Here is a 26,211-nt window from a genome sequence, read left to right as displayed (position 1 = left end):
AAAATTCATTGTATATTTAAACTATATAAACAAGATCATAATACTAAACAAATCAACAGTATTTAGAACTATTACAGTTTACACACTTTTCACCTAAAGGTATGCTTGATACTATTAAAATGAGAAAATTTTATACCACACTCCTTATTACTAGTTTGATAATAGGATGTTCCCAAGATGATATTAATAATGAAGCCTTAGAAGGTGAAGTTGAAGTTGAAGTTGAAGCACAAGAGGAGATAATAAATCAACCTCCGGATAACTTTGAAGTAGACATTCGTGATATTTTACATGATGGTGCAACCATTAATTGGAGCGAGGCTCTTGACCCAGAAAATGATTCTGTAACTTACAGTGTGTATCTTAATCAAATTTTAGTGGTAGAAAATATTACAGATCTTACTTATCACCTAAATCAACTTGAAGAACTATCTACATACTCTGGTAAAATCATTGCAAAAGACACCTATAATAATCTAACTGAAGTAAACTTTTCTTTCCAAACAGAAAAGTATTTCTTAAAATATCTAAAAAAGTATGATTATGGCGAATATAGTTATGGTCCAAATGGTTATGCATATGGAAGTAGTAACACCTTGATCAAATCAAATGACCAAAATTATTTAATTTCAGGAACATCTGTATTTCCAGATGGAAATGGACACCGCCTTTCAATTACAAAAACTGATTATGAAGGAAATATATTATGGAGAAAATATTATGATTATCGCTTAACAGATGGCTGGAGACCAACAATTATAAATTCACCGACTGGTATAATATTGGCCAGTCACCATCATGTTTTAAGTTTAGATAATGAGGGTAATACCATTTGGTATAAAAAAATTGACAGTTACGATATTAGTGATGGTAGCGCAGATATAAGATCAGTTGCTCAGGACTCTGAGGGTAATATTTATATTGTAGGCGGTAGAGGCTCTGAAAATCCTGATATAAAGCAACAAGCAGTATTAACAAAACTTAATTCTTCTGGAGAAATTCAATGGGAGAAGATTTTTGAATCTTCACGAAGGAATTTTTTTGATGATATTGTTATTTCAAATACAAATAACCTGATAATTCTAGGCTCTACTGAAACTAACGGTGCGTCTTCTACACATGAAGAACAAATTGATTTTTGGGTATTAAAATTAACCGGTGAAGGTGAAGTTATATGGGAAAATACTTTTGGAGATATTCGCTATGACTTCACTAGAAAAATAATAGTTAAGAGTAATGGAAATTATGTTTTTGCAGGGCATAGCTGGGGTGCTTATGATATAAGTGAAGGTAGAATATTCGAAATCAACTCAGAAGGAACAGAAATTTGGAATGTCTCTACAGAATTATCTTCAACTTTCTCTATCGCTGAAACTATAGATGGTGGATTCATTACAACAGGACATGTTGATTTCGGTGATTATGGTGCCTTAGGAATTTACAAATTTTCTAGTTCTGGTGCTGAGGAATGGAACAAGAAATATCAAGAAAGTTTTACCTACCTTTATGGTCGTTCTGTGTTGCCAGAAGAAGATGGTGGATATAGAATTATTGGAAGTTTAGGTAAAAATTATTACTATAATGATGATAAACCAGAACTATTAATTTACAAAACAGACCCAGAAGGTAAGTATGAATAGCAACTAACTATAGCCGAGAATGATTATCAATGGTTGCATTTATTAATTTACTTTTAAAAATTCTTTTAAATTTTTAAAAGAATTTGTGTTTGGTAATAGTAAATATATGACCACCGCATATGCTTAACTCAATCGTTTACGCATGGTTGTCATAGCCCCTATTCTTCATCTAAAGATAAGCCATATCCAAGGTAATAGCATAATTAGACTAAACAAGACCATAAACCACACTACACTAACCTATTTTAGGGCAATAGCAACATGTTTATAGATCAGGAGGAAAAATTTAAAGAGGTACTATCGCAGATAGAAGGGCGTGTAAATGAACAAAGTTTCTTTAATAAGTTCTTAGAGCTGTTTCCCGAAGTTTGGAAAAAACATAAGATTACTTTCTCAAAATTCAATAAAAGCAAACAGGCTAGACAATCAATTCCGTTGCCTAAACCTGAAGTTTCATTACGTAAGGAAATCAGGAAATGGTTGCAAAAACAATAATTTCCATTTCGCTATCTTGAAAAAAACAGAAATAGCATCACCCATTCATATTTTCGCGAAAGCGTTATTACCTCAACCCTAAACAAGGAGATAGGACGTTTAGCTTTACCTTATGATTAGAATACTAGTCGGCTTGAGACATTGAGGTCCTTTTTACAAGTTTCTCTACTGTAAGCCCTTGTACTAAGATGGAAAATACCACGACAATATAAGTCATCACGAGAAACATATCTCTGTACATATCTTCAGATAGACTGAGCGCTAGTGCTATAGAAATCCCGCCTCGCAGTCCGCCCCAGGTCATTATGAGGTTTGTTTTGGCACAAAATCGAGCTTGTCTTTAAAGACTCTTATAGGTAACCACAGTGATATATACCTGCTTATGAGTACGAGAGGTATGGCGATTACTCCGGCAAGTAAATAACTATTTTGATAGGTGAGAATGAGCATTTCCATCCCTATGAGTACAAATAAAATAGCGTTGAGCAAGATGTCTATGAGCTCCCAGAATTTATCTACATAATGCTCTGTCGTCTCAGACATTGCGGCTGTGCGCACTCTATCATTCCCTATTAATAATCCGGCAACTACCATCGCTAGTGGAGCAGAAAGGTGCAGCTGTGTTGCTAGCACTGTACCCACCATCACAGCCGCAAGTGTGATAATCACTTCTGTACTAAAATCATCTATAGATTTCATCATTTTATACGTGATCCACCCTATAATCATTCCTAGCAGTATTCCTCCTAGTACTTCTTGACCAAATAACGTCAAGATATCTAACGGTGTCACAGGGCTGTCTTTTGCACTTGCAATCCCAAAGATGGTCAAAAACACCACTACTCCTACCCCATCGTTAAAGAGAGATTCTCCCACGATTTTAGTTTCTAGTTTTTTAGGCACTTTGGCTTTTTTAAGAATGCCAAGTACGGCAATAGGATCTGTAGGCGAGATAAGAGACCCAAAAAGTAAACAGTAAATAAAGTCAACCTCCATACCTAGTAGCTGCAGCACGTAGAACACAAGTGTCCCTACTAGAAATGTAGATACAAGCACACCTAAGGTTGCAAAGGCTAGTATAGGCCAGCGCTGCACTTTGAGTTGTTCAAAATTAGTGTGTAGCGCTCCTGCAAATAGGAGGAAACTAAGCATATAATCCATAAGGACTTTCTCAAAGTCTATCTCTTTAATGAGTTGTATTTCGGCTTTGAGTAAGGTATCATCAAAATAGCTTAAAGCGAAAACAGCTAGGGTGTAAACAATGGTGATGAGCATAAGCCCTATGGTAGTAGGCAACTTAAGAAAACGCGCATTTATGAACCCAAATAAAGCTGCAAGAAATATCAAAGCTGCTATAATAATGTAATAATCCATAGTATCTATTCTTAAATCGCAAGTCTTCTATCACATGGATAGTAGCACTGCTATGTTGTATTTAATTTATAGGTGTAGAGCCAGCTGGCACGTTACAATGTTAAAAATAATAGCGCTACTAGTGCCATAAAAGCTTGTTAAGTTTTCTATACGTCTGTTTCATAACGGATGAGACAAGTATAGGACAGTGTCTAAAATCTGGATATCTTTAGAGTATCACAGTATGATTTTTAATAATAGACTTTTATTGTACCTCCATGCGGCACCTCATCTTCCTACTTTGTATTTGCTTCAGTGCAACTACAAGCGCAAATAATAAATTGCGTGAAATTAAAGACCCCACCGTACACATCTTATTTATAGGCAATAGCCTTACGTACACTAATGATTTGCCAAAGCTTGTAAAATCACATGCGAAAACCAAGGGTATAAAGATTAAGACACACATGGTTGCATTGCCTAATTATGCACTTGAAGATCACTGGAATGATGGCAACATACAGCAACTTATCGCCACTGGCAGGTATGACTATGTCATTATTCAGCAAGGGCCGTCATCACAGCAAGAAGGTCGCGACATGCTCATTGACTATGGTAAAAAGTATGCTGCCCTTTGTAATAAACACCATGCCAAACTTGCTTACTTTATGGTATGGCCCTCATTACAGTATCACCACACCCAAGACGCTGTCATACAGAATTATCATGATGCCGCAACTATCAACAACGCCATCATACTTCCCGTAGGTATGACTTGGAAAGAGTATCTCAACTCTAGCAAGAGCAATGATTACTATGGACCTGATGGTTTTCATCCCTCGCTTAAAGGGAGTAAAGCCGCTGCTGCTACTATTATCTCTCATTTATTTTAGTCTTAAAACACAACATTGCTGTTTTAAAATTTATGCCAACTCTTATTAGTTATGATTGATTTTAAGTACGCTTTCGCGAAAGCGTAACAACAACCCTAATAGTGCTTCTCTAATCACATACTATTCTTTTAAAAGCGCTACTTTCTCCTAAACGCCCATTTATGATGAATGGCAACTCTTAAAATCACTCACAAAGTTTTATTAATTAAACTTCAGTATTAAAAACTAAATTACATTTGCGGCGTGAAAACAACTCTGAGACATATAAGTGTATTTATTCTAGTCGCTCTTTGCAGTATTGCAATGAGTGCTATGGATACATCATTTGTTAATCTAAGTGATAATACTACTACTTCTTCGTCTACAGAAAAAGTAACTGCAGCAGTTTCGGCAATTATTGTTGGAGAGTTACCGCAGTCTGAAGTTGTAATCGAGGCGCCGGGTAGTATTAGTGTTCCCCATCTCAAGAACTTCGTTTCTAGCTGTGGAACTTTATCCCATACTACAAATGCACTCGCTAGCAGTACGTATGCTCAGTACATAAAGACCTCGATCAATGTTTTAATACATCATCGTAAGGCAGATCACATCTTTCCTTTTCATTATTTCTGGTGATTTTTTTTGTATTGCTTCCAGGCGCTAGTAATTGCTTCTGGAAAACAAATAAGGCATTGCAATAATTGCAATGCCCAGTATATCAATATCAAAAAAACAATATCATGGATTTAGGAAGTATTACCGTAGGAACAATCATTGTAGCAATTTGTATCGTGCCATTTGTTATCATGGCCATCAATAAAAAGAAGAAAGAAAATAAAATGCTACAAGCACTTAATCATATTGCAAATGCTCAAAATCACACTATAAGTGATTACGAGTTTTGTGGAGATTTTGTGATAGGAAGAGATAAAGAGTTGAATGCCATTTTCTTTTACAAGGAGAGTAATGGACAAGCACAATCATCCTCTGTAGATTTATCCACTATTAAGAACTGCCAGACAGTAAAAGCGCATAGAAATGTAAAAAGCGGTGGTGAGCAACTTACTATCACAGAACGCGTAGCACTAGCTTTTACACCATCTAATGCCACCGAACGAGAAGTAAGCTTCACATTATATGACGTAGATAATATGCAGCTTAACGGCGAACTACAACTTGCAGATAGTTGGAGTACAGTTATTAATAAAAGGCTACAGATAGCGGGTTAAAGAAAGAAGCCCTATAAAATCTATAGGGCTTTTTCATTTTTATTTAATTAGTAATAAGTGGTTGCTTCTCAGTGTAAATTAACTAAATAACGCTTATTTTACAATCGGCGTCTTTTCTTCTCTGCTTTGAGTAATTCGAGTTCGCGGTTAGTTTGTCCTGCTACAGAGGTATTCTCCTCTGCTCGTCTCATTAAGTAAGGCATCACATCTTTTACAGGACCAAATGGAAGGTACTTTGCTACATTATAGCCTTCCTTAGCTAGATTAAAACTTATGTGATCACTCATACCATAAAGCTGTCCAAACCATACTCTATTGTCTTCTTTGGCAATTCCCATTTCTCCCATGAGTTTCACAGCGAGTAGCGAACTGTCTTCGTTATGCGTTCCTAGAAAAAGTGATATGTCATCTAGGTTTTCAATTATATAGCGTGTAGTAGCATTAAAGTTTTCATCTGTTGCCTGTTTGCTATCGCATATAGGGGTTGGGTATCCTTTTTCTTTTGCTCGTTTGTTCTCCTTCTCCATATAAGCACCACGCACAACTTTTATACCTATCTTAAATCCGCGAGCTCGGGCTTCTAGGTGCAATTTCTTTAAGTAGTCTAAGCGATCATGACGGTAGCACTGTAGTGTGTTGTATACTATAGGCTTTTCCTTATTGTATAGTGCCATCATTTCTGCCACAAGATCATCTGCAGCGCTTTGCATCCATGACTCTTCTCCATCTATCAATACTTCTACATCACGCTCGTAAGCAATCTTGCATATTGCGTTTACACGTTCTTTGATGCGCTCCCACTCTACTTGCTCTTTGGCATCTAGTTCTTCTCCTTCTGTAAGCTTTTGCCAGATAGCAAAACGGCCAACGCCTGTAGGTTTAAAAACAACAATAGGCATCGCTTCTTTCTCATCTGCAAACTCCACCAGACCAATCACCTTATTCATGCACTCATCAAAAGATGCTGCTTCTTCTTTTCCTTCTACAGAGTAGTCTAGTACAGAGCATACATTTGCACTATAAAGCTTATCTACCGAGGTCATACAGTCCTGCTCATTTACACCACCACAAAAATGATCAAATACTGTAGAGCGTATAAGACCTTCTACAGGTAAGTTTGCACCAAGTGCAAAACGGGCAGCCGCTGTACCTATGCGCACAAGCGGTTCTTTAGAAATCATTTTAAATAAAAAGTAAGCGCGTTCTAGTTCGCTATCTGATTTAAGAGCAAATGCAGTTTCAGTATTTTCAAAAAGAGAGGTTTGCATATCAATATATTTGTTACACAAATATACACCCACTTTAAACTTTTTTTACTCAAAAGTGAGTAATTTGCAATCGTTAAAATTTCAAAAATAATGACTGCCATACAAGCCGCTTCTTACGACATCGTTTTTAATGAATCTGGATATGATGCCCTTAATGTATTACTACTACAGAGCAACTACAGCAAGATCTTCGTTATCGTAGATGAGCATACACACGAGCATTGTCTTGCACCGTTTTTAGGTAATCTCGCCACAGAGATTCCTATTGAGGTTATAGAGATTCCTCATGGCGAGATTAATAAGACTATAGAAACCTGTACTGGTGTATGGGATGCACTTGCAAATCTAGATGCAGACAGAAAAGGACTTATTATAAATGTAGGTGGTGGGGTTGTCACAGACCTTGGTGGTTTTGTAGCAAGCACTTTTAAACGTGGTATGGATTTTATAAACGTTCCTACCTCTTTACTCTCAATGGTAGATGCTAGTGTAGGTGGTAAGACTGGTGTGGATCTAGGTACATTGAAGAACTTAATCGGGGTAATTAACAATCCGCAGATGGTATTGATAGACGGTGGCTTTCTTGCAACCTTACCTCCAGAAGAATTACGTTCTGGACTTGCAGAAATGTACAAGCACGGTCTCGTGGCAGATAGAACGTATTGGGATAAGCTCAAAGACTTGAGCGCCATGACAACAGATGACTTGAGCCAACTCATCTACGAGAGTATTATCATCAAGAATAATATTGTTATAGAAGACCCACGGGAGCAAAACATTCGCAAAGCGCTTAACTATGGGCACACATTAGGTCACGCCATTGAGTCGTATTGTCTAGCATCTGAAGATAGAACCACCTTGTTACACGGGGAAGCCATTGCAATTGGGATGATTTTAGAAAGTTTCATTTCGGTGGCGCTTTCTGGTTTATCACAGGATGAACTAGAAGAAATTACCGCAACCTTTAATGATATGTATGATGCGGTAGCTTTCGCGAAAGCGGACATCACATCCATTATCGAGTATTTAAAATACGATAAGAAAAACAGCAATGGACAAATAAACTTCGTACTTCTAGAAAGCATAGGAAAACCTGTAATCGATAAACAAGTCTCAAATGACCTTATCCACGCAGCCTTTGATTATTACCAAGCTAGCACTACAAATTAAAGATATCGCTCTTTTATAATTCTAATGTGATGACGCTCATGCCCAGCTGTGATAAATGCCGCTGCGCGAGGACTCATAGGGCTTCCGCTAGCGGTACCTATGTTTGCAATAGTCTGCGCTGTCATAGAGGCATATAGTAATAAACTACACTGCCTTACAGCCACATACTCAGCAATTAGAGAGTCTATAGTGCGACTGTTTGCATCACTAGACAACACAAAATCATCTTGCTCAAAACCTTGTAAAGGCGTACTATCCATTCTAGAAAAACGTAATGCGCGATAGCTAAAAATGCGCTCTGTGTCTATAAGATGCAGCAACACTTCCTTAGGAGTCCACTTCCCTTCTTCATAACGTAATAACAGCTCATCCTCAGAAAGCGAGGTAAAGAAATCTCGAGTGTCTTCCATACCTGTTTCCAGCGCTTGAGCGATTCCTAGCGAGCCAGGTACTTGGTCTATGTACTGTTTATAATATTCATTATACTCTCCTGCTTTAAGCTCGCTAGTGTGTGTCATCTTGTTTGTTTTAAAATCTAAAAGTAACAAAAAACCCTTTCTCAACAGAGAAAGGGTTTTAGTAAATGAAGTCTTATTGTAATTACACTAGATCTTGAAAGATAGAGTGCATTAATCGTTTTTTATCATTGATGCTTTCCTCTAGAGATATCATCGTTTCTGTGCGGTACACACCATCAATATCATCAAGTAAGAATATTACATTCTTTGCATGATTCGTATCTCTTGCACGTATCTTACAGAAGATATTGAACTTCCCCGTAGTTACGTGAGCCACAGTTACAAAAGGAATCTGAGCGATGCGCTCAAGTACAAATGTAGTTTGTGATGTCTTATTAATGTATACTCCTACATAAGCAATAAAAGAGTATCCTAATTTTCCGTAATCAAGTGTTAATGAGGAACCTGTAATGATTCCAGCCTCTTCCATTTTCTTAACACGTACGTGAACAGTACCTGCAGAAATGAGAAGTTTTTTTGCTATATCTGTAAAAGGAGTTCTCGTATTTTCGATAAGCATATCGAGAATTTGGTGGTCTACCTCGTCTAATTTAAATTTTGCCATGCAACTGTATATTTTGAGTATAATGCAAAAATAATAGAATAATACTGATTATTCTGTAATATTTTAATCTAATTCACGATAACGTTATCGCAGCCATTTTACCCCTAAAAAAGGGCATTAAATCGATTTTTATTAGGGAAGTTTAAACGCAGATGCATTATCCAGTATAGCATGAGCAAACTTACCATTGCTCAGAGATGCCTCCAGCATTGTAGGTTCAAAAATTATCTCCCCATCCTCTACTCGTTCTACATAATAGACCCCACGCTTTTCTTCTCCATCTTTTACATGTGCATCAACATAACAAGCACTATGCTCAGGGATTTCTTTATAAGCACTTATATCATAAACCAGCTCCTTACTACAAGCTTCAATCGCATATAATAATGCTGCAAATACGTAGGCTCTAGTTTTCTCCCTAGCATAATCGTCTGGATAGTGACCAGCTTCAAATAATACAGTGGGCACTCCAGCTTCTTGAAAAGCATCACCCACACAATTATTATTAAACGCATCATTATACAACCCTATATTCCCATCAAGATCTTCTTTGAGATTTTTAAAGATATGAGCGATTACACTTGCAGACCGCTTTCGCGAAAATGTGAAACTCCTCTCCACATCTGCCGAGGGTGCGAGGAAAGAAAGTATAGATGGTTTACCTGTTTCTTCAAAACCGTAAATGGTTCTTTGCCCATGTAAATTGAAACAATAATCAGGTTTAAAAGTATCAAAAACATCACGCAAAATTTTTGATTCTGGCTGACTCAAATTTTGTGCATCTCGATTAAGATCTACATCATTTGCATTTACCCTTGTCCAGTTTTTTGAGCCATCTGGATTAAGCATAGGGATCATAAAAAAGGTGCAATTTTCAATCACTTTTTTATAAAAATCCGAGTCCTTTTTTTGCTCTAAAAAACGGCAAAAGTCAAGCATAGATTTTGTGGTTGTAGATTCATTTCCGTGCATCTGTGACCACATAAAAATCTTCACTTTCCCAGTGCCAAAAACCACCGAATGAATAGGTTTATTTTCTACCGAATAACCTAGTGTATCAATCGTAAAATCTGACGATAATTGAGAGACAAAATCGGTGATAAAATCTGGTGATATATATCTGCCAGAAATAGATTTTTCTCGGCTGTGTGAAAACAATTGTAATAACTCAAGTAACTCCATATGTATTCTTTGGAGCACAAAGATACTTTTTTTACAACTCTTCATTAAAACGCACTGTTTACAATTGTAAACAGTGCGTTTTATATACAGTAGTAACGTAGCAACGTACAATTTCACCAAACTTAACCAAATCTCACTATTTTACACTTTATATATTTAAATTCAGATATTTAAATACTCAAAACTAAAGTGTTGATTAAACACTCAAATACAACTAAAACGACTTTTATAGATAAGAATACTCATAGTTTACATTTGTAACGTATCTTTGCTGTATACAAATGGAAACACTTATAAATAACAAAAAATTTGCGCGACGCCTCCAAGAAATCATGGATGCAAACGAATTGAGCGCAACCGCATTTGCCGAAAAAATGCAAGTAGGAAGAGCTACCATATCTCATCTTATGGCTGGTAGAAATAAGCCAAGTTTAGACTTTGTGATGACCGTAGTTTCAACCTTCCCAGAAGTGGAATTACAATGGCTTCTTTACGGAACAAAAGCAAGTCCAAAAACCACCCCTCCTACCCCATCAACTGACACTAATTTCTCAACTGATGCACATTCAAAAAATGGTCAAGAATTCGCATCAAAAACAAGTGCTACTCTACCATCAAATACAGAAGAGAAACCAGTCAAAAACATCACTGCTTTTTCCTCCTCAAAATCACCTATTAAGAGAGTGATTATTTTTCTAGAAGATGGAACTTTTGAGAGCTATGAGATGTAAAAACCATCTCTTCAACATCTCAAAAAACCACCTTAAAGTGAGATGAATTTTGACTAAAAATATTCAGCTATTTATCCTCATAAAAATATCTTCAGACTTACTATTAATTACTCACGCCCCTGTGTTATTTTTGTAATCTATGAAGAATCAATGGAAAGCTTTTTTTGTAATATTTAGTGTTTTCGCTTTAAGCTGTGAGAGCCCAGAACGTAGCTGTAAAGATTTTAAAACAGGCACATTTACTTTTGAAACCCTACTAGATGGAGAGCTCGTAGCAACCACTTTTGAACGTAACGACACACTAGAGATTGATTACTATAAAGGTAAAGCAGACTCCTCTTCTGTGCGATGGATTAATGATTGTGAGTACATCGTTAAGAAGTTGAACCCAAAAAGTATGAGTGAGGAAAAAGCACTCCATATGAAAATCATAGCTACTGACGGAGATTTTTATACCTTTGAGTACTCCCTCGTAGGAGAAACCAACAAACAACGCGGAACCGCAAAAAAAACGACTAACTAATGTTTGACATTCTTACCACTGCAGATGCTTGGATTGCACTGCTTACGCTTACCTTTCTTGAAATCATATTAGGTATAGATAACATCATCTTTATATCTATCGCCGCAGAAAAGCTTCCGCAAAAGGATCGTAAAAAAGCGACTAATATTGGTCTTGCACTTGCAATGGGTATGCGTATCGCATTACTTTTTGGGATATCGTGGCTTGTGGCCTTAAGTGCTCCTTTCTGGCATATAAACGCAAGCTGGATAACAGGAGGGATAAGCTGGCAAGCGGTTATACTTCTTGCAGGAGGTATCTTCCTTATCTGGAAGTCTGTACACGAGATACACGAGAAGGTGGATGAAACAGGACTAGAAGAAGAAGAGATTTCAAAAAAGAGCTCTACTACGCTAGGTAATGCCATTGTACAAATTGCAGTTATCAACCTTGTATTCTCTTTTGACTCTATACTTACGGCTGTCGGGATGACTAATGGACTCTCTGACAATCCAACAGATGCATTAATCATTATGGTGATAGCAGTTGTTATCTCTGTGGGGATAATGATGCTCTTTGCAAACCCTGTAGGAAACTTTATTGCAAAGCACCCATCTTTACAGATTTTAGGGCTATCATTCTTAATTTTAATAGGTTTTATGCTTATTGCAGAAGGCGCGCACCTATCACACCTAGAAATCTTTGGATCAAGCGTAGGAGCCATCCCTAAGGGTTATTTATACTTTACGATTGCTTTCTCATTACTGGTAGAGTTTATAAACTTCAAATACAGAGCGATGAAAACAAAGGACTCTGGAGCACAAATACAAATGAAGAAAAATGTAGAGCACCTCAAAAAGGACTAACATCTTTCTTACAGAATGTAAAAAGTGTCTTTAGGCTACGGCTTAAAGACACTTTTTTTATGTGACAGATTACGGAACTTAGAAATCATCATCATCCATAAGTCTCTCTATCTTGCGCTTTTCCCAAGTTTTATTAAATATAGGGCTCCAGCCGTACACCTCAGAGGCGTGACCTACAACACCCCAGCCCCATCCTAGTATAGGAAAAAGTGCCCAAGGAAAACTGGTAGACATCACATTAAAATAAATAAAGACAGGCACCATAATCGCATATATAGTGAAGTGTATGTAAAATCCTTTGAGATCTTCTACTTTCTTTTTTGCACGTTGATAACGTTTATCCTCTAGATACTCTGTTTGTTTAGGTTCAAAACTAGCTTGTCCAGCTTGTGTAAGTAACGGCACACCCACTTGAAAGTTTGCTCCATCATCTTTTATAACAACATCACTACTCGTGAGCAGGCCGTAGCGCTGGCGTATGTTTTGTAAACCTACACCGCTACTCTTCTTTACTACTTGTTTTTTCTGGATGTTATTAGTCACATATAGCGTATTTCCCTCTTCATAGATTCTTATATGAAGCTTATTTGAAGGAGTTACTTGGTTATGCTTTACGGCATTTTCTAATAGTAATTGTAACGATAGCGGCACCACCTTGTACTCTGAGTGAGAAGATTGCTCAGGTATGTCTACCACAATACTGTCTTCAAAACGCATTTTGATAAGATTCATATACGTACGAGCAAAGGCAAGCTCCTCTTCTAGAGGCACTAGTTCTTTATTTTTTTGCTCTAGTACATATCTGTATACTTTTGAAAGCGAAGTGGTAAACTTGGTTGCCTGTCTTGGGTTTTCCTCAATAAGACTTGCCAGCACATTTAAACTGTTGAATAAAAAATGAGGATCCAGCTGATTTTTAAGTGCATCAAACTTTGCAGAAGCGGCTCCTGCAATAATTTTAGATTCCTTTACTTTACTCTCTTGCTTTCTCTTCCAGCGACTCACCGCATAAAACGAGGTTGTTGCGACAGCTGTTATTATAAAAGGAAATATATAATCCTCCAGACCTTCACTAGCCCAATATTGATCTAAAGGAATGTTGTAATACTTCGTGATAAGTAACAATCGCAGAACAAACACGGTAACTAAAGTCACAGCAATATGCGCAATAAGCGCATAAGTAAGCACCTTAAAATTCCACAGAGTAGCGGTAAAACGTTTTCTAAAGTTTACTATAACCATCGTATTTACTGCATACAGCGCTACAGAAAAGATTTGGTTTTGGATAAAAAAGGTTATTACTCCATCTCCATACCAAGGGTTACCCAGCACGTACAGTATAATACTATGAACGATAAATATGGTTAAGCCTACAATATTTGCCTTTGCAAACTCTGTTAGATAATACTTCATTTTTTCTTAATTACAAGCCTCTGCACTTTCTAAAGCTCTTTTTATATTGCCTTTGGGATGGAACTCCGTCTCAGGTTTAAAGGTAGCAAAAAGCTCAATGGCGCGTTTTAACTCTACGCAATACGGCTCAATTGAGCTGCCAAAGTACTTTGCACTCCCCATATCCCACTGTGCCTTATCTGCTATAAAAATGGGATTATCTGGATCTATCTTAACCATTTTCTGGTAAAGTTCGCCTATGGTACCGGCATATTTCATTCCGTACTTCATACCATCATAAGCTACCCACACGGTATATAGCTGCGCTTGTAGATAATCTGCATACGGGTTATCTTTTTCTATCGTACGCATTGCATTGATATACTCCTGCGCCTTATCTCCATTTACTTTAAGCGTTGTTTCATTTTCGTTTTCAAAATCTCGCCAGTTCTTCACAATGGCTATTTGCGCCACGTGGTACGAGGGCAACCAGTTTTCCTTTTCTACCGTTGCGATACGCTCAAAAAGATTTGAAGCCTCATCAAGTTTATCTTGATCCCAGAGTTCCATTGCTTTGCGCATACCCTGCTCATATTTAGTTTGAGCTACAAGGAAGGTACTGCTGCATAATGCGATAATAATAAGTAAGTGTTTCATAATAGTATTGTTTTTGTTTTGATTGATGATGTAAAGATGGTTTTAAGTGCGCTTTCGCGAAAGCGTAATCTACCCAATTGTCATTTATACAGTCTCAGCTGTAATTTTCTTGCCAAGTCTCGTCTTACGCATCCAGTAAGAGATGAAAATAATCCCAAAAACCGAAGGTAATAGCCAACTCAACAATGACGGTAACACGCTATTTGTGACAAAAAAGGCCGTAAAAGCAGCAATGTATGCTCCAGAAATTTTTGCTATATGTAGTCGTAAGTACTTCTTGCGCAATAGCTTTAAATCTCGCATTGCTCTTAAATCATTTATGGCGTTGAGTAAACCTATGGCGCCAAAAATCACAAGCACCCAGCCCATTGTAAAACTTTTAAAAACGAGATACAATCCATAACCTATCATACCTAAACCTATGATAGCCATAGACCAAGAGATAACTTTGTCCCAGCGTAGATCTGCCATTTTGCGTACGCTCTTAAACCTAAGCGCTCTGTACCCAGAAAGCACGAGATATACACTAAATAGTCCTACCACAAACAGAAACGGATTGTTGTGATCTGGCAGTAGCGAAGCCACAATACCCGAAATACCCGCTGTAAGCATCCCATAATAAAAAATCATCCCAGATTTTTTGTGCCACACATTACCCTTACGAGCTATGACAGAAATAGTACCAGAGATGAGAGAAATAAACCCACCTAATGCGTGTAGCGTGATAAATATCTTAAAGAAAGTAGCATAGTCCATAATTGATATATTTTGATGTTGAGGATATCGGCTATTGATTGACACTACAAATATGAACCGTATCTTAAGCATTTCAAAAACCATACGACCCAATTGAACAAATAAGCTACCGAGTTGTAGTTTTGTATCAACCAGTACATTTACTTATGATTGTAAAAGAGCTTTTCCCTAGATTTCATCCAGAACTTATAGAAGAGATCAACACGCACGGCATCATAAAAGAGCTCCCTGCTCAAACAGAGTTACTACGCGAGGGACAATATGCAAAGGTTATACCTATTGTGATAGAAGGCCTTGTAAAAGTGTACTCTCGTTATGGAGATAGAGAGCTCCTGCTCTACTACATTCATCCAGCAGAGAGTTGTATTATTTCTTTTTCTTCTGGTATCTCACAATTACCTAGCCGTGGCTATGCTATCACAGAGACAGCGGCTACATTGCTCCTTCTGCCTGTCAAAAATGTACAACAATGGCTTAAAACCTATCCAGCGCTCAACACCCTTTTCTTTAAAAATTATGATGCTCGCTATCTGGATATGATGAATGCCGTAAACCACCTCCTGTTTGATAAGATGGACACCCGCATACTAGATTACCTCAAAGAAAAAACACGTGTGACCTCCTCTCAAACATTACATATCACTCATAAAGAAATAGCAACAGACTTAGGTACTGCTCGAGAAGTAGTAAGCAGGATTTTAAAGAAACTAGAGGCCGAAAATCATATCACACAAGAGGGACGCACCATAAAAATCAAGTAAGTGTGACCATAGTCACTGTTTAATGGAAAAGCTCCCATTACATTTGTGCTGTATTATTATCTAAAACAACACATTATGAAAAAGAATATGGGAAATCTAGACCGCGGTTTACGTATTGCAGCAGCGGTAATAATAGGTATACTCTATGCAACCCACGTTATAAATGGCACACTTGCACTTATATTAGGCATTCTAGCATTAGTATTTATCGCGACAAGTTTTATCTCATTTTGCCCGCTTTATGCTCCATTTAAACTGAGCACCTACAGAGCCAAAAAATAACCCCCTTACATCGCAAGCCCTCACAAGTCATATGGTGAGGGTTTGTTTTTTATACGCTTTCGCGAAAATAGGTATCGTAATTATCCTAAAACGAGCACTGTCTATACTTTAAGAATACCCTATCTTTGCGGCTTCTTAAAAACGACCTATGAAACGTATTTTTAACAACTTTACTGCAAATCCTAAAAACGATATTCTATCTGGTATCACCGTTTCTCTAGCAATGATACCTGAGGTAGTTGCCTTTGCCTTTGTAGCACAAATAAGCCCTATTGTTGCTTTATTTGGGGCATTTGTTATTGGTATTATCTCTGCACTTTTTGGCGGTAGACCAGGGTTAATCTCTGGTGCTGCAGGAGCTGTTGCTGTGATTTTTGTACAGATGATACAAGAAGGCCACGCAAAGGGATTACTATTTGATCAGCCTGTTGAAAATATGGGGTACTTCTATTTACTCGCGGCTGTGGTATTAATGGGAGTTATTCAGGTTTTTGCTGGCTTATTCAAGCTAGGGAAGTTTGTGCGTTTGATACCACACCCAGTAATGATGGGGTTTGTAAACGGTCTAGCCATCGTTATATTTCTTGCACAACTAGGGATGTTTAAAGAAAATAAGAAAGATTATGCTGGCGACAATATGCGTAAAACAGCCTCAAAAGAGCTCGTTTATACCGTATCTGATAATGAGGTAAAAGACAAAGTTTCTAATACCGTACTATTTACAATAGAAGGAAACTCAGTCATAAACAAAGCAACAAACAAGGAAGTTTTTGTACTCTCAGACGGACAAGTTTATGATACAAATACACAAAAGGTAGTTTTTAATGCTTCACAAGATGGCTTTTACTCTGTAAAAGACAAAGGAGTTGTAAAAACCTGGATGAAAGGCAAATCCCTCTTTACAATGATAGGCCTTGTACTGCTTACAATGCTCATTGTATGGGGATTACCAAAATTAACTCCTAAAATCCCTGCTGCACTTACCGCTATTGTTATTGTATCCTTAATATCGATTTTTGGAGGCTTAGATGCTGTAAACGTAGGTGAGTTTATAAGAGATGGTGGTGGTGCCGGTTTAAATGGTATGGCAGAAATCTCAAGCAAGCTCAATGTATTTGACCTATGGAGCAACCTTCCATTTAACCTTGACACACTTAAATTTATCGCGCCTTATGCATTTCTTGCAGCTTCTGTAGGACTTATAGAAACCTTGATGACTATGAACCTGGTAGATGAGATGACAGACTCTAGAGGTAACGGAAACAGAGAGTGCGTCGCACAAGGAGCTGGTAACATCGTGAGTGGTGTTTTTGGAGGAACTGGTGGTTGTGGTATGATAGGGCAAACAGTAATAAACATTAACGCTGGAGGTCGTGGTAGACTCTCTGGTGTAATGATGGCAGTCACACTACTTACTTTTATCTTATTTGCAGACCGCTTTATAGAGCAAGTGCCTATTGCTGCACTCGTGGGTGTAATGTTTATGATGGTTATTGAGACATTTGCTTGGTCTAGTTTTAGAATTTTAAAGAAAATACCAGTATCAGATGCGTTTGTTCTTATTATAGTATCTGCAGTGACTGTATTTTTTGATCTTGCTATTGCTGTATTTGTAGGTGTAATTATAGCAGCCTTATCATTTGCTTGGAGTAGCGCTAAGAAAATTAGAGCTAGAAAGAAATTTAAAGCAGATGGCACAAAGGTATATGAGATCTGGGGCCCATTATTCTTTGGAAGTATTCAGAGTTTTAATTCTAAGTTTGACATCAACGGTGATCCAGACCATATAGAAATTGACTTCATAGAGGCAAAAGTCGCAGACCACTCTGCCCTAGAAGCTATTTTTGTACTCCTTGAGAAGTATGAAGCCGTAGGTAAAACAATAACTCTCAAGCACCTCAGTACAGAGTGTAAAGACTTAATGCGCAAAGCCTCTCCTAAATTTGACAAAGTAATTGAAGAAAGTGTAGATGACCCTCGTTATCACGTACTTTCAGGAGTGCTAGAGACAGAGGCTTAAAAGATGTGCTTGAGGAGAGCTTTTTCTTTGCGCTAAAGGGCGAGCTTAGTTTGAAAAGCTTTTTCCGGCCGTAATGGGTGAGCTTGTTTTTAAAAAGCTTTCCCCGACCCTAAAGGGTGAACTTGTTTTAAAAAGCTTTCCCCAGCCCTGAAGGGTGAGCTTTTTCTTATAGGTAAGAATTTTTAAGTGCGCAGAAAATTGAGCTTTTGCAGATTAACACTTGCATTAGCTGCTAGCCCCGATTGCAATGAAAATCCCGCAGTGTAGCTAGAAATTGTAATGAAGGAGCAGCTTTTGATTCCGAAAAGCTTTTCCCCGACCCTAAAGGGCGAGCTTTTTTCTTTTTAATGTTCCCCCAGCTCTGAAGGGTGAGCTTTTTTTATACGTAAGGATTTTAAGTGCGCATAAAATTGAGCTTTTGCAGATTAACACTTGCATTAGCTGCTAGCCCCGATTGCAATGAAAATCCCGCAGTGTAGCGATAGCGAAACGAGGAATTGTAATGCAAAGCGGGAAACTACTCTTGTAAGGAAGCAAAACGTGAGCGCTCCAACTACACATTAAAAACTTAAATGAAAATCCCGAAGTGTAGCGATAGCGTAACGAGGAATTGTAATGTAAAGCGGGAAACTACTTTTGTAAGGGTAAAACACGCGAGTGCTTCTACAAAAAAATATTAGACATAAAAAAGCCCTCTCAATCCTATTGAGAGGGTTTTTGATATACTAAAAAGAGGATGCTTATTGATTCATTGAGATCAAGAATTCCTCATTGTTTTTTGTGCTCTTGATACGGTCACTCATAAATTCCATTGCTTCTACAGGGTTCATATCTGCAAGGTATTTACGCAATACCCATAGACGTTGCGTAATATCTTTACTGTGTAGTAAGTCATCACGACGTGTAGATGAAGACGTAAGATCAATCGCTGGGAAAATACGGCGATTTGCAATATTGCGATCCAACTGTAGCTCCATGTTACCTGTACCCTTGAATTCCTCAAAGATTACTTCGTCCATTTTTGAACCTGTATCTGTAAGTGCTGTAGCAAGAATAGTAAGTGATCCACCTCCTTCAATATTACGAGCTGCTCCAAAGAAACGCTTAGGCTTGTGTAATGCATTTGCATCTACACCTCCAGAAAGAATCTTTCCAGATGCTGGTTGCACAGTGTTATACGCACGTGCAAGACGAGTGATAGAGTCTAGAAGTATCACTACATCGTGACCACACTCTACAAGACGCTTTGCTTTCTCAAGGACAATATTTGCCACTTTTACGTGTTCATGCGCTTCTTTATCAAATGTAGAGGCTACAACCTCTCCATTTACATTGCGCTGCATGTCTGTAACTTCTTCTGGACGTTCATCTATAAGAAGTACTATTTGATACACCTCTGGGTGGTTTGCTGCGATAGCATTTGCAACATCCTTAAGCAACATGGTTTTACCCGTCTTAGGTTGTGATACAATCATACCACGTTGACCTTTTCCTATAGGTGCAAACATGTCCATTACACGAGTTGATATACTTGCTTGACGATTTGCTAGGTTAAATTTTTCTGTAGGGAATAATGGCGTTAAGTGCTCAAAAGAAACGCGATCTCTAACGATGTTAGGGTTTAAGCCATTAATCTTACTTACTTTAATAAGTGGAAAATACTTCTCTCCTTCTTTAGGAGGGCGTATTACACCTAGGACAGTATCACCCGTTTTAAGACCAAAAAGTCTTATTTGTGATTGTGACACATAAATATCATCTGGAGAAGCTAGGTAGTTATAGTCAGAACTACGTAAGAAGCCGTAGCCGTCTTGCATAATGTCTAGAACTCCTTCACTTTCTATAATGCCTTCAAATTCATAATCTGGCTCGCGATAGCGGTTGCGATTATCTTTATTTCCGTGTGAATTGCCGTCTTTCTGGTTGCGATTATTACGCTGAGAGTTGTTACGAGAATTACGATTGTTATCACGAGAATTGCGCTTATCGTTGTTTTGACGATCGTTATTTGAGCGCTTGTCGTTATTACGAGTATCTTTCTGATTATCTCGTTTTTGTGGTGACTTTGTATCATCTCCACCTTTCCCTTTTGCAGGTTCGCGTTTTACAGCTTCCTTTTTTGCTTGAGGTTCTCTTTTTACAGGTGCTTCCTTTTTTGCAGGAGATTTTCCTTTTACGGGAGCATCTTTAACGTCTTTGGCGTCTTTAGTTGTTGATGATGGCGCATCCTTAGTGTCTTTTGCAGCTTTTGCTGGACGAGGAGTACGAGGTTTGCGCTCAGTTTTAGCAGCTGGAGTTTTAGCCACTGTTTCTTTTGCTTTAGGTACTACTGCTTCAATTTTTTTTGGGTCGGCCGCTTGTAAATCAAGTATTCTATAAACAAGGTCTAGCTTTTTTAATGATCTGTATTTAGGAACATTAATCCCTTTTGCAATCTCTTGAAGCTCGGGAAGCTTCTTTGCTTTTAATTCTGAAATATCAAACATCTAGTAATGTGGGTAAATTATTAATCGGGTGATTATTGCGTACCAAAAGAAGAATTTGATACTAAAAAAAATTAGATAATTAAGTAACAAGCGGAGAGCCTTTTACATAATTACAAGACAATGATACAATTTTATTTTTAAAGTTTTCTTAGCAATATCACAAAATGAGACTTATTTTTACCGTAGTTTAAAATGAGAAGCACGTGATACAACGTATACAAACTATTTATCTTTTACTAGCAGCCTTAGTTTCACTAGGATTGCCATATGCCTTTAGCCTTTATTCTGATGTGAATGGAGAAGCTGTATGGGCAACAGATGATATTTCTTACATAACACTTTTTAGTCTTAGTGCTGTATTCTCATTTATTTCCATATTTTTATGGAATAATAGAAAGAACCAATTCGTCTTAGGGCGTCTCAATATCTTATTAAACTTTGCATTATTAGGTATTTTGGTATATCGATCACAAATCTTATCTGGAGGAACGGCGGTTCTTGAGAAAGGTATTGGGATGATCATTCCGCTTGTTTCTATCGTTTTACTCGTCTTGGCAAACAAGGCAATCAAGCGCGATGAAGATCTCGTAAAATCTGTTGATAGATTACGATAAGCCTATAATCTTAAGTTTTATTAGTGCGTAAAGCCTCTCATTTATTTGAGAGGCTTTTTTTTTATGCTTGCGCGAAAATTTGAACCCGAGAACAATAATCTTTTAAATAGAAATAGGCTACACTTCTATATTTTTACTCAAAATGTATTAAATTTTGCAGCAGACGAGGGTATTGATTGAACTAGTTACAACCATCCGTTATCATGAAGTTTAGTAAATTATAGGACAAATAACCTTGCACACATCAAAACCTTATGAATCAAAAAGACTTAGCATACGATTATATCATAGTAGGTAGCGGTTTTGGTGGCTCTGTAAGTGCCCTTCGTCTTTCTCAAAAAGGATATAAAGTACTCGTGGTTGAAAAAGGAAAATGGTACAAAGCAACCGATTTTCCTAAAACCAACTGGAATCTAAGAAAATGGCTCTGGATGCCCTACCTGCGGTTTTTTGGGATTATGAAACTGTCCATATTCAAGCACATTGCCATTATCTCTGGAACAGGAGTGGGCGGCGGCTCACTAGTTTATGCTAATACGTTGCCCACTCCTAAAAGCACCTTCTTTAACTCTGGAAGCTGGAAGTCGCTTAATGACTGGGAAGACGACCTAAAACCATACTATAAGGAAGCGTTGAGAATGCTAGGCGCTGCTCAAAATCCGTCCTTATATGATGGAGATAAAGCGCTTAAAGCCGTAGCAAATGATTTAAATATCGCACAAAAGTTCAATCCTACGCGGGTGGCAGTCTTTTTTGGAGTGCCTAATAAAACCGTTAAAGACCCATATTTTAATGGAAAAGGTCCAGATCGTGCTGGGTGTAATTTTTGTGGTGCATGTATGACCGGTTGTCGCCATAATGCAAAAAACACACTAGACAAGAACTACCTATATCTTGCTCAAAAACAAGGAGCTACCATACTTGCCGAAAATGAAGTCTATGACGTACAACCATTAGATAAAAATAATAGTGCTCTAGGCTACGAGGTCTCTATAAAAAGAAGTACTCGCATTCTGGGCAAACGTCAAAAAATAACGACCAAAGGCGTTATCTTTTCTGGTGGTGTACTAGGGACGGTAAAGCTTTTATTACACTTAAAAACCAAATCCCTACCTCAGCTTTCAGATCATCTTGGAAAAGACATACGAAGTAATAATGAAACACTTATAAGTGTCTCTACACTTGAGAAAGACAAAAACCTCTCAAAAGGAGTTGCCATAGGAAGCATACTCGATACCGATGAAAATAGCCATCTAGAAATATGTAGATATGGAGAAGGCTCTAACGCTTGGAAGCTCGCTCACTTACCATATGTTACGGGCTCTAATATATTCTCACGCCTTTTTAAAACAGCTATCAAATTAATTAAAAGCCCTAAAGATTATTTTAAAATCTACATTACTAATGGCTGGGCAAAGAACACTGTTGTTTTATTATTCATGCAAACGCTAGACAGCACATTGCGCTTTAAAAGAAATATATTTGGTAAGATGACATCTACGGTAAGTTCTGGAAAGGCTCCTACTCCATTTATACCCGAATCTATAGCGCTTGTTAAATCATACAGTAAGGCTATAAAAGGTGTAAGTACCTCTTTTGCTTTAGAGACACTGGCTGGAATACCATCTACAGCCCACATACTAGGTGGTGCAGTTATGGGAGAAAACGCAGAGCATGGAGTAATCGATAAAGACAACAACGTTTTTGGCTATAAAAACATGCTTGTGGTTGATGGCTCTATGATTTCGGCAAATCCTGGTGTGAATCCTTCACTTACCATTACGGCTATTGCAGAAAGAGCGATGCATCGTATACCAAACAAGCAATAAAACAAAGTGTACTTTGAGGGCCTACCTTAAACATTTTTAAATGCCGTAAGCGTTAAAAATCATCTTCGTGCTAACAAAAAAGTGATACTTTTCCCTTTTAAACAGTACCTTCACCGCCACTATGGAAAAAACAGAATTTTTAGAACAGCACTTATTTAATGGTTTGACTAATCTCAACAAAGAATCTGAGGCAGATGACTCTTACCAGTTCTCTGAAGCAGATTTTGAGATTGTACTTCAACGTGCAGAGCACTTTGGTTTAGGTGTCTTTACCGTGGAATCATGGCACAATGGAAGTTCTTATAAAGTATTCAAGCACGAGGACTTCAGAAAGAAAGCTACAGATGCCAAGTGGTATAAAAAAGCATTTTTAACTTCTAGAAAGAGTCAGGCTGGTCTTACGTATGCTGGAACATATAAGGTTTCTAGCAAATTATTATCAAGAGAGACTTTTCAAGAAGAGGAAGAGTAAAATTTAGTTGTAAATATCTCAACATATAGAACTCCATCATTAGAGATGAATGCATAAATGATGACACATAAAGTTTTGCTTACTATTTAGTCAACTAGATTATTTTCGCGAAAGCGTTATTAACCCACTATACAATCTAATAATTGAGTAAACATAAAAAAACGCAACCATTACTGGTTGCGTTTTCCAATTGAGTGTTTTCACCTTTTACTAATCAAACTTAAACAACCTCAACTTCATTCTTCTTAACAGCTAGTGCATAAATCACTAGTCCAAATCCTATCTTATTGATAGCATCTGCAATATTATAAGCGATATCTACGCTTCCTTTTCCTAAGATGCTCGTATACCATCCGTCTGTACCTAACATATATCCTAGTGGATAAATCGCCCAACCTACAAGTACAAACCAGCATAATATTTTATGTGCTTTGAGAATATCTCCACCTGCGGCTACAGCTATTTTCTTTGCGCTTCCTAACCAGATTTCATACACGATATAGAAATATGCGGCTCCAGAGATAGCTCCCCATAATGCTGCTTGATCTTGAAATACAGCTTCTCCAAAGTACCCTGTTACGAGCATAATTACAGAAAACACAATTAGTTTCCACATAAGTGCAGGTTTTGCACCAGCTACTTTTAGTATTAAGTAGAATTCAACGCACATTAATGGAACGGTAAGTACCCAGTCTACGTATCTAAAAAAGGTAGGAGACTCTTGAATAGCAAACCAATAATCTCGCATGTACCAGTAGTGCACTGCAGCAATAAACGTAATTAATCCGGAAACCAGCACTGAGGTTCGCCACTTCTTGTTAAATTGGTTGAGGGATAGAAAAAAGAAAGCAGAAGCTGCCATCATAGCCATCGCACCCACAAAAAATGTAAATCCTACATAATCACTTGGATCTAGTTTTGTAGGGTCGGCAAGTAATAGTAATTGTAATAAAAATTTCATAGCATTGATATTTTTAATTAAACATTTGTTTAAGTAAATTTAAATAATGTTAAACAAATAAATAATTATTTTCTCATAATTTTTTACTTAAAATTATCAATACAAAAATCATTAATGACAAAAATTCATAATATCACAATTATAGGCAGTTTTGCAGGATTATGGGTTGCCACACTATTTTCTACTAAAGCTGAATTGGTTTTGGGTTTTTTACTCATTCTAACTTTTGGAATTATTCACGGCTCAAATGATTTATTATTAATAAAGAAGTTATTTACTAAAGAGAAAAAACGGAGCTTCATTAAATCGCTCTTCTTTTATGTACTTACAGTGCTACTTACATTTATTGCATTTTATACCATACCCTCTATTACTGTAATCTTATTTGTTCTTTTTAGTGCATATCATTTTGGCGAGCAACATTGGGAGTCTAAAGTTGATGCACAACACAAGTTATTATCTGCTATACTACAACTCAGTTATGGTGCGCTTATACTCATGATATTATTCTATTTTAATGAGCAGCAAGTGGAGGATATTGTCTTGGCAATTACTGGAGTAACTTTTCCTCATTTATTTCTCTTATACACCTTATACATTGTGCTCACAGTATTTATCATAACAGGAGCCATACTAACTTTTAAAAGTGATAGTTTTAAAAAACTAGTATTAAAAGAACTCTTCTTTTTAGGCTTGCTTATTGTAATCTTCAAAATGTCATCTCTCATCTGGGGTTTTACTATATACTTCGTATTGTGGCATAGTCTTCCATCTCTTTTTGAACAAATACACTTTATATACGGTAGATTTACAAATCAAACCATTTGGTTTTATATAAAAAATGCACTGCCTTATTGGATTATTTCAATTATAGGTATTGGTTTAAGCTACTTTTGGCTTCAGGAAAGTGTGCTTTTCTTTGCAATTTTCTTTTCCTTTATCGCCGCAGTTACATTTCCACATTCATTGATAATATCATTGATGTTCAAAAAGAAAAACAATAACACTAAAAATCATTAACATGAAATATACTTTCTTACTTGTTTTAAGTCTCGCTTTCGCGAAAGCGTATGCACAACAACCTGTATCAACTTCTGGAAATGTGATAAAGGATTTTGGTAAAACCTATGAGGTAGACACCCCTGATTTTAAAACAGATACTAGCGCTATTTTCAAAGTAGTGTTTGATGTAGCAAAGGCACCTGAAAATCCAAGCCAGCGTAATCCATATATTGAGACTATGGCGCGCTTTCTCAACATGCAAGAAAAAGCAGGTGTTCCTGTAGCAAATATGAATATACGTGCCGCTATTCATGGACAAGCAGCTTATGGTATGCTCACTAATGAATTATACAAAGAAAAATTTGGCGTAAATAATCCGAACATTGAGTTACTAAAAGCATTGAAAGAAGCAAACGTATCACTCATACTTTGTGGTCAAACTGCTGGAGCGCGCAATATCACTAAAGAACGAAGACTAGAAATGATAGACGTAGGACTTTCAGCAATGACGGTTTTAAGTCAATCGCAAATGGAAGGATACACGCTCATCGCCTTTTAAAGATATTTTGCTTTCATAAATCTAAACCA

Annotated in this window: 25 protein-coding genes and 1 pseudogene; 16 read left to right on the top strand and 10 right to left on the bottom strand. The window is 37.3% G+C overall.

Going from position 1 to position 26,211, the window contains the following annotated elements; translation table 11 throughout:
* Positions 1–101: 101 nt before the first annotated feature.
* Positions 102–1,640, top strand: coding sequence for a hypothetical protein (locus tag D017_RS10580; RefSeq protein ID WP_035336436.1), 1,539 nt, complete (start codon positions 102–104; stop codon positions 1,638–1,640).
* Between the two features lie 619 nt (positions 1,641–2,259).
* Here D017_RS10580 and D017_RS10570 read toward each other — a convergent pair.
* Positions 2,260–3,509, bottom strand: a pseudogene (locus D017_RS10570) (sodium:proton antiporter).
* Positions 3,510–3,829: 320 nt separating this feature from the next.
* On the opposite strand from D017_RS10570, the gene D017_RS10565 reads away from it, so the two are divergent.
* The 3 genes from D017_RS10565 to D017_RS10555 all read left to right on the top strand — a co-directional run bounded on the left by D017_RS10565 (position 3,830) and on the right by D017_RS10555 (position 5,589).
* A complete protein-coding gene (locus D017_RS10565; RefSeq protein ID WP_225969297.1) occupies positions 3,830–4,381 on the top strand; it encodes an SGNH/GDSL hydrolase family protein in 552 nt (183 codons plus the stop codon).
* Between the two features lie 243 nt (positions 4,382–4,624).
* Positions 4,625–4,996 carry a hypothetical protein gene (locus D017_RS10560; RefSeq protein WP_035336431.1) on the top strand — a complete coding sequence of 124 codons (372 nt, stop codon included), beginning with the start codon at positions 4,625–4,627 and terminating at the stop codon, positions 4,994–4,996.
* A 104-nt stretch (positions 4,997–5,100) separates the two neighbouring features.
* Positions 5,101–5,589, top strand: a complete 489-nt coding sequence (locus D017_RS10555; RefSeq protein ID WP_035336430.1) for a hypothetical protein — start codon at positions 5,101–5,103, stop codon at positions 5,587–5,589.
* Between the two features lie 98 nt (positions 5,590–5,687).
* Here D017_RS10555 and D017_RS10550 read toward each other — a convergent pair whose 3' ends face one another.
* Positions 5,688–6,857, bottom strand: coding sequence for a proline dehydrogenase family protein (locus tag D017_RS10550; RefSeq protein WP_035338189.1), 1,170 nt, complete (start codon positions 6,855–6,857; stop codon positions 5,688–5,690).
* A 90-nt stretch (positions 6,858–6,947) separates the two neighbouring features.
* Here D017_RS10550 and aroB point away from each other — a divergent pair, with 90 nt between their 5' ends.
* Complete coding sequence (gene aroB / locus D017_RS10545; RefSeq protein ID WP_035336429.1) at positions 6,948–8,027, top strand: 3-dehydroquinate synthase; 1,080 nt, start codon at positions 6,948–6,950, stop codon at positions 8,025–8,027.
* Here the strand turns inward: aroB and D017_RS10540 are convergent.
* From D017_RS10540 to D017_RS10530, 3 genes are all read right to left on the bottom strand, one after another.
* Positions 8,024–8,545: a DinB family protein gene (locus D017_RS10540; protein ID WP_035336428.1), complete on the bottom strand. Its 522-nt coding sequence runs from the start codon at positions 8,543–8,545 to the stop codon at positions 8,024–8,026. The two genes, aroB and D017_RS10540, sit on opposite strands and share 4 nt — an antisense overlap.
* An 82-nt stretch (positions 8,546–8,627) precedes the next feature.
* On the bottom strand, positions 8,628–9,110 hold the full coding sequence (locus D017_RS10535) for a winged helix-turn-helix transcriptional regulator (RefSeq protein ID WP_013751723.1): 483 nt from the start codon (positions 9,108–9,110) through the stop codon (positions 8,628–8,630).
* Positions 9,111–9,242: 132 nt separating this feature from the next.
* A complete protein-coding gene (locus D017_RS10530; protein WP_160164970.1) occupies positions 9,243–10,310 on the bottom strand; it encodes a M14 family zinc carboxypeptidase in 1,068 nt (355 codons plus the stop codon).
* A 263-nt stretch (positions 10,311–10,573) separates the two neighbouring features.
* Here D017_RS10530 and D017_RS10525 point away from each other — a divergent pair, with 263 nt between their 5' ends.
* The 3 genes from D017_RS10525 to D017_RS10515 all read left to right on the top strand — a co-directional run bounded on the left by D017_RS10525 (position 10,574) and on the right by D017_RS10515 (position 12,391).
* Positions 10,574–11,023 carry a helix-turn-helix transcriptional regulator gene (locus D017_RS10525; protein WP_035336427.1) on the top strand — a complete coding sequence of 150 codons (450 nt, stop codon included), beginning with the start codon at positions 10,574–10,576 and terminating at the stop codon, positions 11,021–11,023.
* Positions 11,024–11,162: 139 nt separating this feature from the next.
* Complete coding sequence (locus D017_RS10520; RefSeq protein ID WP_035336426.1) at positions 11,163–11,546, top strand: hypothetical protein; 384 nt, start codon at positions 11,163–11,165, stop codon at positions 11,544–11,546.
* Positions 11,546–12,391 carry a TerC family protein gene (locus tag D017_RS10515; RefSeq protein WP_035328452.1) on the top strand — a complete coding sequence of 282 codons (846 nt, stop codon included), beginning with the start codon at positions 11,546–11,548 and terminating at the stop codon, positions 12,389–12,391. Before D017_RS10520 ends, D017_RS10515 begins: the two co-directional genes overlap by 1 nt.
* A gap of 78 nt (positions 12,392–12,469) precedes the next feature.
* Here the strand turns inward: D017_RS10515 and D017_RS10510 are convergent, their stop codons facing one another.
* The 3 genes from D017_RS10510 to D017_RS10500 form a co-directional block, all read right to left on the bottom strand.
* Positions 12,470–13,804, bottom strand: a complete 1,335-nt coding sequence (locus D017_RS10510) for a 2TM domain-containing protein (RefSeq protein WP_035336425.1) — start codon at positions 13,802–13,804, stop codon at positions 12,470–12,472.
* A gap of 6 nt (positions 13,805–13,810) precedes the next feature.
* A complete protein-coding gene (locus tag D017_RS10505) occupies positions 13,811–14,440 on the bottom strand; it encodes a hypothetical protein (protein WP_035336423.1) in 630 nt (209 codons plus the stop codon).
* Between the two features lie 84 nt (positions 14,441–14,524).
* Positions 14,525–15,196, bottom strand: coding sequence for a hypothetical protein (locus D017_RS10500; protein WP_035336422.1), 672 nt, complete (start codon positions 15,194–15,196; stop codon positions 14,525–14,527).
* Between the two features lie 146 nt (positions 15,197–15,342).
* Between D017_RS10500 and D017_RS10495 the strand changes: the two genes are divergently transcribed.
* From D017_RS10495 to D017_RS10485, 3 genes are all read left to right on the top strand, one after another.
* A complete protein-coding gene (locus tag D017_RS10495; RefSeq protein WP_035336421.1) occupies positions 15,343–15,957 on the top strand; it encodes a Crp/Fnr family transcriptional regulator in 615 nt (204 codons plus the stop codon).
* A gap of 75 nt (positions 15,958–16,032) precedes the next feature.
* Entirely contained in the window at positions 16,033–16,239 is a 207-nt protein-coding gene (locus D017_RS10490) for a DUF2892 domain-containing protein (protein WP_035336420.1), read from the top strand.
* A 148-nt stretch (positions 16,240–16,387) separates the two neighbouring features.
* Positions 16,388–18,259 (top strand): SulP family inorganic anion transporter, encoded by a 1,872-nt coding sequence (locus D017_RS10485; RefSeq protein ID WP_035336419.1) that lies wholly within the window; start codon positions 16,388–16,390, stop codon positions 18,257–18,259.
* Positions 18,260–18,999: 740 nt separating this feature from the next.
* On the opposite strand, the gene rho is transcribed toward D017_RS10485, so the two are convergent.
* Positions 19,000–20,745, bottom strand: coding sequence for a transcription termination factor Rho (rho, locus tag D017_RS10480; protein ID WP_035336417.1), 1,746 nt, complete (start codon positions 20,743–20,745; stop codon positions 19,000–19,002).
* A gap of 203 nt (positions 20,746–20,948) precedes the next feature.
* On the opposite strand from rho, the gene D017_RS10475 reads away from it, so the two are divergent.
* The 3 genes from D017_RS10475 to D017_RS10465 all read left to right on the top strand — a co-directional run bounded on the left by D017_RS10475 (position 20,949) and on the right by D017_RS10465 (position 23,660).
* On the top strand, positions 20,949–21,359 hold the full coding sequence (locus D017_RS10475) for a DUF4293 domain-containing protein (protein ID WP_035336415.1): 411 nt from the start codon (positions 20,949–20,951) through the stop codon (positions 21,357–21,359).
* A gap of 254 nt (positions 21,360–21,613) precedes the next feature.
* Positions 21,614–23,188 carry a GMC family oxidoreductase gene (locus D017_RS10470; protein WP_035336414.1) on the top strand — a complete coding sequence of 525 codons (1,575 nt, stop codon included), beginning with the start codon at positions 21,614–21,616 and terminating at the stop codon, positions 23,186–23,188.
* 121 nt (positions 23,189–23,309) lie between these two features.
* A complete protein-coding gene (locus D017_RS10465; RefSeq protein ID WP_035336413.1) occupies positions 23,310–23,660 on the top strand; it encodes a hypothetical protein in 351 nt (116 codons plus the stop codon).
* 220 nt (positions 23,661–23,880) lie between these two features.
* Here the strand turns inward: D017_RS10465 and D017_RS10460 are convergent, their stop codons facing one another.
* Positions 23,881–24,621 carry a bacteriorhodopsin-like gene (locus tag D017_RS10460; RefSeq protein ID WP_035336410.1) on the bottom strand — a complete coding sequence of 247 codons (741 nt, stop codon included), beginning with the start codon at positions 24,619–24,621 and terminating at the stop codon, positions 23,881–23,883.
* Positions 24,622–24,735: 114 nt separating this feature from the next.
* Here D017_RS10460 and D017_RS10455 point away from each other — a divergent pair, with 114 nt between their 5' ends.
* Both D017_RS10455 and D017_RS10450 read left to right on the top strand, forming a co-directional pair.
* On the top strand, positions 24,736–25,641 hold the full coding sequence (locus tag D017_RS10455; protein WP_035336409.1) for a Brp/Blh family beta-carotene 15,15'-dioxygenase: 906 nt from the start codon (positions 24,736–24,738) through the stop codon (positions 25,639–25,641).
* 1 nt (position 25,642) lies between these two features.
* Positions 25,643–26,182 (top strand): DsrE family protein, encoded by a 540-nt coding sequence (locus D017_RS10450; RefSeq protein ID WP_051583874.1) that lies wholly within the window; start codon positions 25,643–25,645, stop codon positions 26,180–26,182.
* Positions 26,183–26,211: the final 29 nt, after the last annotated feature.

Source organism: Dokdonia sp. PRO95 (assembly GCF_000355805.1).
In the GTDB taxonomy this organism is placed as follows: Bacteria; Bacteroidota; Bacteroidia; order Flavobacteriales; family Flavobacteriaceae; genus Dokdonia.
The sequence above is the reverse complement of the archived record's forward strand: the minus strand, read 5'-3'. Positions and strand labels throughout refer to the sequence as shown.

Bases quoted from the DNA above. Each gene is read 5' to 3' on its own strand.
- rho (WP_035336417.1), bottom strand. From the start codon at position 20,745: ATGTTTGATATTTCAGAATTAAAAGCAAAGAAGCTTCCCGAGCTTCAA.
- D017_RS10540 (WP_035336428.1), bottom strand. From the start codon at position 8,545: ATGACACACACTAGCGAGCTTAAAGCAGGAGAGTATAATGAATATTAT.
- D017_RS10460 (WP_035336410.1), bottom strand. From the start codon at position 24,621: ATGAAATTTTTATTACAATTACTATTACTTGCCGACCCTACAAAACTA.
- D017_RS10470 (WP_035336414.1), top strand. From the start codon at position 21,614: ATGAATCAAAAAGACTTAGCATACGATTATATCATAGTAGGTAGCGGT.
- D017_RS10495 (WP_035336421.1), top strand. From the start codon at position 15,343: ATGATTGTAAAAGAGCTTTTCCCTAGATTTCATCCAGAACTTATAGAA.
- D017_RS10525 (WP_035336427.1), top strand. From the start codon at position 10,574: ATGGAAACACTTATAAATAACAAAAAATTTGCGCGACGCCTCCAAGAA.
- D017_RS10520 (WP_035336426.1), top strand. From the start codon at position 11,163: ATGAAGAATCAATGGAAAGCTTTTTTTGTAATATTTAGTGTTTTCGCT.
- D017_RS10580 (WP_035336436.1), top strand. From the start codon at position 102: ATGCTTGATACTATTAAAATGAGAAAATTTTATACCACACTCCTTATT.
- D017_RS10535 (WP_013751723.1), bottom strand. From the start codon at position 9,110: ATGGCAAAATTTAAATTAGACGAGGTAGACCACCAAATTCTCGATATG.
- D017_RS10465 (WP_035336413.1), top strand. From the start codon at position 23,310: ATGGAAAAAACAGAATTTTTAGAACAGCACTTATTTAATGGTTTGACT.
- D017_RS10505 (WP_035336423.1), bottom strand. From the start codon at position 14,440: ATGAAACACTTACTTATTATTATCGCATTATGCAGCAGTACCTTCCTT.
- D017_RS10515 (WP_035328452.1), top strand. From the start codon at position 11,546: ATGTTTGACATTCTTACCACTGCAGATGCTTGGATTGCACTGCTTACG.
- D017_RS10490 (WP_035336420.1), top strand. From the start codon at position 16,033: ATGAAAAAGAATATGGGAAATCTAGACCGCGGTTTACGTATTGCAGCA.
- D017_RS10550 (WP_035338189.1), bottom strand. From the start codon at position 6,857: ATGCAAACCTCTCTTTTTGAAAATACTGAAACTGCATTTGCTCTTAAA.
- D017_RS10510 (WP_035336425.1), bottom strand. From the start codon at position 13,804: ATGAAGTATTATCTAACAGAGTTTGCAAAGGCAAATATTGTAGGCTTA.
- D017_RS10450 (WP_051583874.1), top strand. From the start codon at position 25,643: ATGAAATATACTTTCTTACTTGTTTTAAGTCTCGCTTTCGCGAAAGCG.
- D017_RS10455 (WP_035336409.1), top strand. From the start codon at position 24,736: ATGACAAAAATTCATAATATCACAATTATAGGCAGTTTTGCAGGATTA.
- D017_RS10555 (WP_035336430.1), top strand. From the start codon at position 5,101: ATGGATTTAGGAAGTATTACCGTAGGAACAATCATTGTAGCAATTTGT.
- D017_RS10500 (WP_035336422.1), bottom strand. From the start codon at position 15,196: ATGGACTATGCTACTTTCTTTAAGATATTTATCACGCTACACGCATTA.
- D017_RS10485 (WP_035336419.1), top strand. From the start codon at position 16,388: ATGAAACGTATTTTTAACAACTTTACTGCAAATCCTAAAAACGATATT.
- aroB (WP_035336429.1), top strand. From the start codon at position 6,948: ATGACTGCCATACAAGCCGCTTCTTACGACATCGTTTTTAATGAATCT.